General features: G+C 70.8%; 9 protein-coding genes. 3 read left to right on the top strand and 6 right to left on the bottom strand.

All coding sequences use genetic code 11. The features are described from left to right. Nucleotides 1–123 precede the first annotated feature (123 nt). The 3 genes from D7V80_RS37465 to D7V80_RS37475 all read right to left on the bottom strand — a co-directional run bounded on the left by D7V80_RS37465 (nt 124) and on the right by D7V80_RS37475 (nt 3,217). Complete coding sequence (locus D7V80_RS37465) at nt 124–2,031, bottom strand: methyl-accepting chemotaxis protein (RefSeq protein ID WP_120592627.1); 1,908 nt, start codon at nt 2,029–2,031, stop codon at nt 124–126. A gap of 37 nt (nt 2,032–2,068) precedes the next feature. After that, the gene (locus tag D7V80_RS37470; RefSeq protein ID WP_199738952.1) at nt 2,069–2,620 is read right to left on the bottom strand and encodes a PDC sensor domain-containing protein; all 552 of its coding nucleotides are present in this window, start codon (nt 2,618–2,620) and stop codon (nt 2,069–2,071) included. A 117-nt stretch (nt 2,621–2,737) separates the two neighbouring features. After that, a complete protein-coding gene (locus D7V80_RS37475; RefSeq protein ID WP_233586020.1) occupies nt 2,738–3,217 on the bottom strand; it encodes an MOSC domain-containing protein in 480 nt (159 codons plus the stop codon). Nucleotides 3,218–3,314: 97 nt separating this feature from the next. Between D7V80_RS37475 and fumC the strand changes: the two genes are divergently transcribed. Beyond that, on the top strand, nt 3,315–4,712 hold the full coding sequence (gene fumC, locus D7V80_RS37480) for a class II fumarate hydratase (protein ID WP_120592628.1): 1,398 nt from the start codon (nt 3,315–3,317) through the stop codon (nt 4,710–4,712). Between the two features lie 7 nt (nt 4,713–4,719). Here the strand turns inward: fumC and D7V80_RS37485 are convergent, their stop codons facing one another. Next, a complete protein-coding gene (locus D7V80_RS37485) occupies nt 4,720–7,557 on the bottom strand; it encodes an ELWxxDGT repeat protein (RefSeq protein ID WP_147447344.1) in 2,838 nt (945 codons plus the stop codon). A gap of 143 nt (nt 7,558–7,700) precedes the next feature. Continuing rightward, nucleotides 7,701–9,155: a hypothetical protein gene (locus D7V80_RS37490; RefSeq protein WP_120592630.1), complete on the bottom strand. Its 1,455-nt coding sequence runs from the start codon at nt 9,153–9,155 to the stop codon at nt 7,701–7,703. Between the two features lie 175 nt (nt 9,156–9,330). Between D7V80_RS37490 and clpP the strand changes: the two genes are divergently transcribed. Then, on the top strand, nt 9,331–9,930 hold the full coding sequence (gene clpP, locus D7V80_RS37495; RefSeq protein ID WP_014399808.1) for an ATP-dependent Clp endopeptidase proteolytic subunit ClpP: 600 nt from the start codon (nt 9,331–9,333) through the stop codon (nt 9,928–9,930). A gap of 126 nt (nt 9,931–10,056) precedes the next feature. After that, on the top strand, nt 10,057–10,464 hold the full coding sequence (locus D7V80_RS37500; protein WP_120592631.1) for a hypothetical protein: 408 nt from the start codon (nt 10,057–10,059) through the stop codon (nt 10,462–10,464). 3 nt (nt 10,465–10,467) lie between these two features. On the opposite strand, the gene D7V80_RS37505 is transcribed toward D7V80_RS37500, so the two are convergent. Further along, the coding region (locus D7V80_RS37505; protein ID WP_233586021.1) for a 5'-nucleotidase C-terminal domain-containing protein at nt 10,468–11,117 on the bottom strand (650 nt) is incomplete at its 5' end.

Below are 11,117 nucleotides of genomic sequence, written 5' to 3' on the forward strand. Positions count from 1 at the left end.
CGTCCGGCCGCAAGCCGCCGCTCCTCCAGTTGCTGGGCCGTCCAATGCCTCGGCTGCCACGCCATGGAAGCGCCCCCTCCATGGAGCAACCGCCGGTCCCTTACCCAACTTCCCTGAAGGGGGTTAGACGCGCCAGACGCCGGCCACGGACTCCATGCGCTCGGCCACGCCGCGCAGGGCATGCGTCATGCGTTGGGTGCCCTGCATGGCCTGGAGGGTGTCATCCATCATCCGGGACAGGTCCGTGACGGCGGCGAAAATCTGGGCGATGCCGGCGTTCTGCTGGATGACGGCGGCGGCGATCTGCTGGGCCGCGGACGCGTTGTCCTGGATGATGTCCGTCAGCGCACGCAGGCTCTGACCGCTCTCGCGCACCTGGGCCAGGCCCGCCTCGGAGCGGCGCTGGCCCTCTTCTGACAGCGCCACGGTGTCGTGGATGCCGCCGCGGATGGCGTCCAGGATGTCACGCACCCGGCCGGTGGCCTGGATGGACTGGTCCGCGAGGCTGCGGATCTCCCGCGCCACCACGCCAAAGCCCTTGCCGTGCTCGCCGGAGCGCGCCGCTTCGATGGCCGCGTTGAGCGCGAGCATGTTGGACTGGTCCGCCAGGTCCTTCACCGTCTGGGTGATGCCGCCAATCTGCTGCGTGCGCTCGTTGAGGGAGGAGATGCCTTCGGCCAGGCGCGCGCCGTGGTCGCGCAGCTGTTCGAAGCCGTCCAGGCTGGCGCCGAGCGCCGTCTGTCCGGAGCCGCCCGCTTCACGCGCCCGCGCCACCAGCGCGAGCACCGCCTGCGAGCGCTCCGCGGCCAGCTGCGAGGTCTGCTGGATTTCCCTCGCGGTGACCTGCGTCTCCTGGATGGCGGTGCCCTGCCGGATGAGGTTTCGCTCCTGCTGCTCGGTGGCCTCGGTGAGCTCGCCCACCGTCTGCCCCAGGACGCGGGTGGCCTGCTGGAGGCTGGTGGTGGACTCGCGCAGGTGGTCCATCATCCGGGAGAAGGCGGAGGCCAGCTCGCCCACTTCGTCCTGGTGCCCGTGGGCTTCCACCTTCTGGGTGAGGTCGCCCTCGCGCACCACGCGGGACACCAGCGCGCTCAGCGTGGCGATGGGCCGCGTCACCCCCCGCGCCAGGGCCCAGGCGGCCAGCGCGGCCACCCCCAGGAGCGCGGCCCCCGCGAGCAGGCTGAGCTGCAGGAAGCGCCGCAGGGACAGGAAGGCCTCGTCCGCTTCCATCGCCGCCACGAAGCGCCAGCCCTGGCTCGCGGCGAAGCGGTGGGCGGCGCCGTTGTGGACCTCGGCCCGCACGGGGGCGGCGAGGCTCGGCGTGCCCTCGGCGCGGGCGCTGAAGAGGCTGGCACCGTCCGGGGCGAGGACCTCCAGGGTGAAGCTCTTCTGGCCCCGGTCCTGGGCCCGCTGGAGCGCGCCCGCGACCACCTTCTCCAACTGGCCCCAGTCATACGCGGCCAGGAGCACGCCCACCCTCGCGCCGGAGATGGGGCTGAGCACGGGCAGGGCCAGGGGCATCACCGGGCGGTCGAGGAACGGGTCCTTCTTCGTGAGGGCGCCCGTGAGGACGCCAGCGTCCAGCCGGTCCTCCAGCGCGGTCTGGAACCAGGGCGCGGCGCGCACCTCCTGCTCGCGGCCGGCGAAGGCCTGGCGCAGCTCTGGCCGGCTCACGGAGACGGCGCGTCCGTCGGGGGTGAACAGGACCAGTCCGGCGAAGCTGGTGTGCCGGCCGTTCAGCGAGGCGAGCACCGCGTCGCTCTTGGCGTAGGTGTCGAAGAGGAGGGCGCCGCGCACGATGGCGTCCTCGGTCCACGCGCGGGCGTTCGCTTCGCGCTCGTGCAGCGAGGCTTCGATGAGGTCCTGCAGGCCGTCCGCCTCCACCTGGAGGACGCCGTGCACCTGCTGCTCCAGGTTGCGACGGATGGTGTGGACGCCTGCTCCGACAGCGGGGACGAGCGCCGCGACGAGCAGCAGGCAGATCCACAGCGTGAGGCGGCCCCGCAACTTCAATCCGGACAGCAGTCGCATGCAGGAGAACCCAGGTGGGGAACGGGAACGGTCGGTGTCACAGGTCGAGCAGGGACAGGCCCACGGTGAGCGCGCCGATGACCTGGGCGCCGTCGCGGACGGGGAGGGACACCTGGATGACGTAGGCCTGGGAGGATTCGTCGAAGAAGGGGGCTTCCTTCAGCTCGGGGCCCCCGCGGCCCTGGGCGTAGGTGAGGCGCCACTTGTCCTCGTCGCCCTGCCAGTAGTCGGACGTGCGCCGGCTGGCGCAGACGAGCGCGCCTTGATCATCCATGGCGAAGGCCTCCGCCATCGCCGGGCCCAGCCGCTCCCGCAGGCGGCGGAGCGCGCCCGTGCAGGGGCCGTCCAGCACGCGCTGCTTGAGGGGCGTGAGGGAAGGGGTCGCCATCCATTCCGCGTCCAGCCCCTGGATGGTGGCGAGCGGCGTGCGGCGCGCGTTCTGGGCGCGCAGGGCGCGCACCACTTCGGGGTCCTCGGCCAGACGCCGCAGGTGGGGCATCACGCTGTCCACCTTCTGGAGCTGCGCGACGCCGTCCGGCGGCAGCTGCCCCCAGGCCGCCAACGCCAAACCCAGCCATTGCATGGACATGCAGGCGCCCCCAGGAGCCGTGAGAACGATTGAGAAAAGTGTGTCACGGAGTCACGGGCGGCGTCACCCAGGCAGGCGTGATTTAAATAATTCAAACTAAGCTTGTTTTCATCGGGTTCAGGGCAGCTTGGGCCGGATGATGCGCGGGGCGTCCGGGTTCACGTCCAAGAGGCGCACGGTGTCGCCTTCATGCACGGTGCCTGCCTTCAGCACCCGGGCGAGCTGACCCCTGCGGCCCCAGCTGTCCTTCAAGAGGCCGGGGCGCAGGGCGCCCAGCTTCCAGCAGGGCACGCAGGGTTCGGTCAGCTCCACCACCACCTCGCCTCCCAACGCCAGACGCTGTCCCGGGGGCAGCGTGTCCAGCGGCAGGCCCACCACCAGCACGTTCTCCTTGAGCGCGCCTTCGGGCACGTCCAGCGCCGTGCGCTGCGCTTCGTCCAACAGCAGGAGCTGGCGCTTGTGGCCCACCGCCCTGCGCTGGTGGCGGTCGCCCTCGAAGCCGTGCTGCTCCACGGCCCGGGCCTCCGGGACGCGGCGCATGGGGGTGCCGCGCTCCTGGGCCAGGAAGAGGGCCTTGATGATTCCAGGGGTGCTCACGACGTGACACTAACGCCGGGTCCTTCACTCTGTCCTGCCGCGGCGGCGCGGCGGTGTTAATCGCGCGGGACAGCGTTCCTGCCCTGGAGAGTCCATCGTGAGCACGAAGAATGTTCGCATCGAGAAGGACACCTTTGGTCCCATCGAAGTCCCCGCCGACCGGCTCTGGGGCGCGCAGACCCAGCGCAGCCGTCAGAACTTCGCCATCTCTTCCGAGCGCATGCCGACGGCGCTCGTGCACGCGCTGGTGCTGGTGAAGAAGGCCGCCGCGCTCGTGAACCAGGAGAACGGCTCCCTTCCCAAGGAGAAGGCCCAGGCCATCGTGAAGGCCGCGGATGAAGTGCTCGCCGGCCAGCACGACGAGGAGTTCCCCCTGCTGGTGTGGCAGACGGGCAGCGGCACGCAGACGAACATGAACTGCAACGAGGTGCTGGCCAACCGCGCCTCGGAGCTGCTGGGCGGCGAGCGCGGCGAGGGCCGGAAGGTCCACGCCAATGACGACGTCAACAAGGGCCAGAGCTCCAACGACGTGTTCCCCACCGCGATGAACGTGGCCGCCGTGGAGGCCGTGGTGAAGCACGTGCTGCCGGAGCTGGTCGCCCTGCGCGACGTGCTCGCCCAGAAGTCCCAGGCCTTCCAGTCCATCGTGAAGATTGGCCGCACGCACCTGCAGGACGCGACCCCGCTCACCCTGGGCCAGGAGTTCAGCGGCTACGTGGCGCAGCTGGAGCGCGCGAAGGGCCACATCGAGGCGGCCCTGCCGCACATGCTGGAGCTGGCGCTGGGCGGCACCGCCGTGGGCACCGGCCTCAACGCGCCCCCGGGCTACGCCGAGCGCGTGGCGGCGGAGATCGCGAAGCTCACCGGCCACGCCTTCGTCACCGCGCCCAACAAGTTCGAGGCGCTGGCCGCCAACGACGCGCTGGTGCAGGGACACGGCGCGCTCAAGGGCCTGGCGGCGGTGTTGTTCAAGGTGGCCAATGACATCCGCTGGCTGTCTTCGGGGCCCCGCTCGGGCATCGGTGAAATCAACATCCCGGAGAACGAGCCGGGCAGTTCCATCATGCCGGGCAAGGTGAACCCCACGCAGAGCGAGGCGCTCACCATGCTGTCCGCCCAGGTGATGGGCAACGACGTGGCCATCTCCCTGGGCGGCGCGTCCGGCAACTTCGAGCTCAACGTCTTCAAGCCGCTCATCATCCAGAACTTCCTGCAGAGCTGCCGCCTGCTCGCGGACGGCATGCGCAGCTTCCGCCTGAACTGCGCGGTGGGCATCGAGCCCAACCTCCCGCGCCTCCAGGAGAACCTCCAGCGCAGCCTGATGCTCGTCACCGCGCTCAACCCGCACATCGGCTACGACAACGCGGCGAAGATCGCCAAGACGGCCCACAAGCAGGGCAAGACGCTGAAGGAGGTGGCGGTGGAGCTGGGGCTCGTCACCGCCGAGCAGTTCGACCAGTGGGTGCGCCCGGAGAAGATGACCGGGAACCTCTAGGCCGCCCCTACTTCAGGGGCAGCACCCAGGGCTCGCGGCCCGTCTCCGGCGTCCACGCGGAGAAGAACAGCCTGTCGCCCGCGACCACCAGGTTCGCGGGGGACGAGGACATGGGTCCAGGCAGCACGTCCGCCAGCGGCTTCGTGCCCTGCGCCGTGCCGTCCGTCCGCCACAGCTCCACGCCCGTGGCGCCGTTGGATGCCGCGAACACCCACGGCCCCTTCGGGCCCAGCGGCACCAGCGGCCCGGGGATGGCCACGCTGCCCGCGGCGCCGGGGTGGAGGTCCTTCACGGGCACCGTGCCCGCCTCCGTGCCGTCGCTCTTCCAGAGTTCGAAGCCGCCTGCGCCGTCCGTCCACCAGAACAGCAGCTGGTCCCCGTTCGCGGTGAGGCTCACGGGCGGCGCGGTCACGCCCATCCTGGGCAGGGCGCGCACGACTCCCGAGGTCCGCCCGTCCGTCTTCCACAACCTCGGGGTCTCGCCGCTGGCGGAACCCAGCGAGAGGAACAGTGTGTCTCCCACCGCGGCCCATTCAATCCTGCCTGGATAGAAGAGGCGGTCGCCGGGCAGCTCGGACACGAAGCGGCTGCTTTCGGCCGTGCCGTCCGTGACCCAGAGCTGGTGGGTCTCCGCCAGGATCCGGAAGTACACGCGCGAGCCCACCGGGTAGATGGCCAGGAGATCCTCCCGGGCGAGGCCGCCCGCGAAGGTCTTGAGCTTCACCGTGCCCTCGGGCGTGCCGTCCGTCTTCCACAGCGAGTCGCGCAGCTCCGATGCGTCGCCCGAGGCGAAGTAGAGCGTCTGGCCCACCGGCGTGAGCAGGTGGGGGGTCCAGCCGTAGGGCGAGCTCCCGGGCGTGCTCGCCACGAGCGCCATGCCCTCGGGCGTGCCGTCCGTCCGCCACAGCTCCTGGAGGGAGGACGACAGCTTGCGGACGAACCAGGCCTGCGTGCCCGTGGAGGTGAGCGGGAGGGTTTCGTCGCCATGGGGAAGGTCCGTCAGCGGGCGGACCTCCTCCGTCCGGGCGTCCAGGGTCCAGAGCGTCTTGCGGTCGCGCTCATCCACGAACAGCAGATGGCCGTTCACCGGGGTGAGGGAGGTGGGCTCGTGCTCGAAGACCCCCGGGGCCTTGCGATTCACCTGACGCGTTCCTTCCGCAGTGCCATCCGAGCGCCAGAGCGCCGTGACGAAGCCGGTCCGGTCCGGCACGAGGGGGACTTGCTGCCGCCGGGTGAAGTAGAGCGCGCCGTCCAGCGCCACGGCTTGGGTGAACTTCGCGGAGTAGACGTCCTCGTGGACCGCGGAGAACCGCCGCAGCACGCGGGTTCCCTCCGGGGTGCCATCCGTCGCCCACAGCGTCCCGTCCGTGGACGTGAAGTACTGCAGGCCCAGGCCCCAGCCCTTCATGGTGAACGCGTGCGTGTCCGATGCCGGGAGCAGGGGCACCGTGCCCAGGCCGGTGCCGTCCGTGTGCCACACCCTGTGGCCTCCTTCCGGCCACCAGTCACTGTAGAAGACACCCCCGCGACCGCCTGACGGCGTTGACCAGGACTGCAGCAGCGCCGGATCCCCACCCGACAGGGGCGCGACAACCACGGTCCCGTCCACCGTTCCATCCGTCCTCCACACCCCCGGGGCGTATCCACGCGCCGTGGCGCTGAAGTAGACGCGTCCGTCCCGCACGGTGAGTTCCCCGGGGTTGCTGCCCTCGGGGCCCGGCCACAGGTCCTTGACGCGGACGGTGCCTGCTGGCGTGCCGTCCGTCTTCCACACCTCCTGTCCGCCCTCGGCGTCCCAGGCGCTGAAGAAGGCCGTGTTCCCCACGACGACGAAGCGAGAGGGCTGCTCGTGGATGCTGAGGCCCGACTGGAGGTCCTTCAGCGGGACGGTGCCTGCTTCCGTGCCGTCGGACGTCCACGGGATGGGGAACATCCGCGCCTCGCCATGGGCCCAGAACAGGACCCTTCCGTTCAGCGCGGTGAGGTGCAGGGGCACGAAACGGCCGTCGCCGCGCATCAGGCGTGCGACGCGGACGGTGCCCGCCTTCGTGCCGTCCGTCTTCCACAGCTCCGGGTTGCCGTCCTGGCCGGTGCCCGGGAAGAAGAGCGAGTCACCCAGCCAGGCCGGAGCCACGGACCCATGCTTCGCGGCGCCGCCCGCGTGCAGCTCCCAGGTACCCTCGGGGGTGCCGTCGCTGCGCCACAGGCGGGCGCGGTAGGACTCGTCCACGGCCGGGGCCTCGAAGTAGAGGACGCCCTGGTGCTCGGTGATGAAGGACGCGAAGCTGCCCAGGGTCACCACCTGTTCGGTGCCTTGCGCGGTGCCATCCGTGTGCCACAGCCCATGGAGGTCGCTGCCACTGAACTTCGCGGGGTTGCTGGGGTTCGTCAGCGTCCGGGCCACGAAGTACAGCCGGCCCCCCATGGGGATGAGCGAGGCCGGGTTCGAGCCCAGCGCCCCCGGCATCAGGTCCGCCACCATCGCCGTGCCTTCCGGCGTCCCGTCCGTCCGCCACAGCTCCTGTCCATGGATGCCGTCATCCAGCGTGAAGAACTGGATCGCGCCCAGCTCGACGAAGCTGGCAGGAAACAGGGAGGGGGCGCCCGGGTCCTGGGGGATGACGTCCTTCAACAGGAGCGGGGCGGGGAGCGGCGTCTCCGCCTCCGCCTCCGTCACCGGGCCGGGCTGCTCCTGTTCCTCCTGGGGCGTGGGCCCGGGCTCCTGGGGTCCGGAGGCCTCGGGAGGCGGCCCGGGCTCGGGCTCGGACGGTGACCCGCATCCGAGGCTCGCGCCCAAGGTGAGAAGGAAGGTGGCCCATGCTCCCGGTGACGGCTTCAAACCCATGACATCCCCCGCCTGACATGCCGCTCGCCCCAACGGTGGGGGCGAGCCGGCGAGGGATGTGTTGGGACGATGCCCGTCCCCAACAAGGGGACGTTGTTCGACTCGCGGTCAAACGTGGGGCGGCGCACGGTCCGCCCCGCGCTTCAGGGGATGGGCAGGGCCCACAGCTCGCGGCCGGTGGCCTGCGTCCGCGCGGTGAAGAAGACGTGGCCGCCGGACACCACCATCCATCCCGGTGAGGAGGATTCGGGCCCCGGCTCGATGTCCGCGTAGCGCACCGTGCTCTGGACCGTGCCGTCGGTGCGCCACAGCTCCAGGCCCGCCTCCGCGTCCCAGGCGGAGAAGAGGATGGGGCCTCCGGGCCGGCTCAGGACCAGCGGGGGGAGTGGGAGCAGGGGAGACTGGTCCACCATGCGCGTCGTCAGCAGGGGCTGGGTGCCGGCCTGCGTCCCATCCGTGCGCCAGAGGGTGTATTCGGGCCGGCTCTTCGCCGACCAGAACAGCACGTGGTCATTCAGGACGGTGAGCCCGATGGGGCCCTGTTCGAGCGCGCCCAGGGACGCCGCCAGCTCCACGGTCCACCCGTCGCTCTTCCACAGCTCCCAGACCTGTTCGGGGTAGCGGAACCGGGGGAACACGAGGCTGTCCCCCAGCACGACCCCTGTTTGATTGGAGGTGTAGGCGGTGTTGAAGAAGGCGTCCGTGCCCACGCGCACGGTGCCCTTGGGTGTCCCGTCGCTCCTCCACAGCTGCAGCTCGCTGCTGGCCTCGGGGTGGGCGGTCATCCAGAAGAGCCACTGGTTTCCCACGACGGCGCCCGACCGGATGACGCCCACGCTTCCTCCGGGAGGCACCAGGTCGCTGACCTTCACCGTGCCGTCCGTCGTGCCGTCACTCACCCAGAGCGCGCGGTGCGTCTCCGCGTCCCGCACGGAGAAGAAGACCCGCGCTCCCAGGCTGGCCAGCGGCAGGGGCGGCTCCATCCCGAGCCCCGACCGCAGCCGCCGCGTTCCGTTCCGGGTTCCATCCGTCACCCAGAGCGCCCCTTCGTCCCCTTCCTGCACGCCGAAGAATGCCCGGCCCTGCGCTTCCACCAGCTCCACGGCCGCGTCGCCCTGCGCGCCCTTCGGGAGGTCCTGGTAGGGCGTCAGGTCCTCCGCGGTCTCGGTGGCGGGGTCATGGCGCCAGAGCCGGTAGGGTGCGCCGTCCTCGGCGCTGACGCGGGCCGCGTAGAGCAGGTGGCCGTTGAGCGAGGTGAGCCGCTCGGGCGCCATGGAGGGCTGGTTCCACCAGGGGCCCTTCACCAGGCGGGTCCCCTCCTGGGTCCCGTCGCTGCGCCACAGCTGGTTGTTCGGAAAGGCGACGGGCGCGCGCTGGAAGTAGAGCGTCCCCGCCACGTCGATGGCCATCGACGTGCCGTTGTAGGGCTCGAAGCCGAACAGCGACGGCGTCCCTCCGGCGGCGTCCTTCACCAGGAACGCGGGTCCCGCCCGTTGGAGGGGGGCCTCTGGAGGCGGCTGCGGGTCCTTCTCACCACAGCCCGCGCCCCACGTCAGTGCGCCTCCCAACAACGCCCACAGCCAGCTCCGACTCCGCATGCATCCCCCTTGAAGACCGCTTCGGACGCACCCTTTGCCATGACTGGAGGGGCCGCTTCAATCCGCGGCCGCCCAGGGTCCAGCCCGGGCTGGCGAGGGGCAAGCGTGGGACAGCGCACGCTCCAGCAAGAAGGGGGGAGCGCGCGGGAAGGGGGACGATTAGGGTACGGGGGCCATGAACGTCCCCTTCGTCATTGAGACCACGCACCGCGGCGAGCGGGCGTACGACCTCTACAGCCGTCTGCTCAAGGACCGCATCATCCTCCTGGGCACGCCCATCAACGACGATGTGGCCAACCTCATCGTCGCCCAGCTGCTGTTCCTGGAGTCCGAGGACCCGGACAAGGGCATCAACCTCTACATCAACTCGCCCGGTGGCTCCGTCACGGCGGCGCTCGCGATGTACGACACGATGCAGTACGTCAAGTGCCCGGTGTCCACCATCTGCGTGGGCCAGGCGGCCTCCGCGGGCGCGCTGCTGCTGCTGGCGGGCTCCAAGGGCAAGCGCTACGCCCTGCCCAACAGCCGCATCATGATCCACCAGCCGCTGGGTGGCGCGCAGGGCCAGGCGACGGACATCGACATCCAGGCGAAGGAGATCCTCCGGCTGCGCACGTACCTCAACGGCCTGTTCGTGAAGCACACGGGCCACACCATCGAGCGCATCGAGAAGGACACCGAGCGCGACTACTTCATGAGCGCCGAGGAGGCCCGTCAGTACGGCCTCATCGACGAGGTCGTGGAGCGCGCCTCGGGCGTGCCGGCGCCCAAGTAGCTTCCATTCCAGCGGGGACCGGAGGAGCAGGCCCCGTGCCGCTGCTCCGGGCGAGCATCCGACGGGTGGTGGTTTCGCAAGCCGCCCCACGGTGCAGGTTGACGGGAGCGTGTCCAACGTCTGGACATGCTGCCCCGCCTCCTCGCCGCCGCTCTGTTGCCTGCCTTCCTGGCGGGTGTGGGTTGTGCCACCGGCCCCACGGGCCGCCTGCCCGTGCCCCCCAGCTCCCAGCCGGTCCAGGAGGAACTGGGGGAGCGCAATATCGTCGACGCGGGCGCGGAATACGCCCGGCAGACCGGCATGGTGCTGGCGGAGAGCGGCGAGGCGGTGCGGATCCGCCCCAACTACTGGCGGGTCCGCTTCGCGCTCCCGGAGGAGGGCTCCGGGAAGTTCCTGGAGCTGGACTTCGACGAGCTGGCCCAGCGAGTGACGAGGGAGCGGGTCATCGACATCAACCCCTCGTTGCTGCCCATCCCCAGGACCTCCCTGCCCAGCGAATCGAGCCCCGCGACGGGCGGCTCGGGCCCCCAGTGAGGGCTACGGCAGCCGCGTGATGCGGTCGAGCGCCGGGACCGGGAGCGGCGCGGCCTCCGAGCTCTTCGCGCTGAGGTAGGCCTCCAGCGCGTCCGTGTCCACCGCGCCGCCCAGCGGGTTCGTGCCCTCCGCGAGGACGGTGACGCGGTAGCTGGCGGCCGGGTCGATGGCCACGCCGTTGAGCTGGAGGCTGGCGGGGTCCACCTTGGCGCCCACGGGCGCGGACGCGCTGAACGCGTACGTGAAGCCCGCGGACGGTTGGAGGATGCGGGTGGTGGTGGCGTTGGGCCACTGCTGCTCCAGCAGGCGCTCGAACTGCGCGCCCGTCAGCGTCAGGGTGACCAGGCTGTTGCCGAAGGGCTGCACGGTGAAGGCCTCGCCGTAGGTGACGGCGCCCTTGTCGCTGGGTTCAGCCGGGTCGCGCACCAGGTCCGCGCGCACGCCCCCCGGGTTCATGAAGGCAAGCTGGGCGCCGCCCACGTTCGCGCCCTTCGTGGCCTCCAGCTGCGCGTCCGCGATGACGAAGCCCATGGTGGACTGGCCGGTGGGGTCCAGCTGGATGTTGGTGCGCGTGAGCGTCTGGTCGATGTCCGTGACGCGCGACATCACGCGCGCGGGGGACGGAGGGCTGCATCGAGACGGCTCCTGGGGCG

This window comes from Corallococcus sp. CA054B (assembly GCF_003611625.1).
In the GTDB taxonomy this organism is placed as follows: domain Bacteria; phylum Myxococcota; class Myxococcia; order Myxococcales; family Myxococcaceae; genus Corallococcus; species Corallococcus coralloides.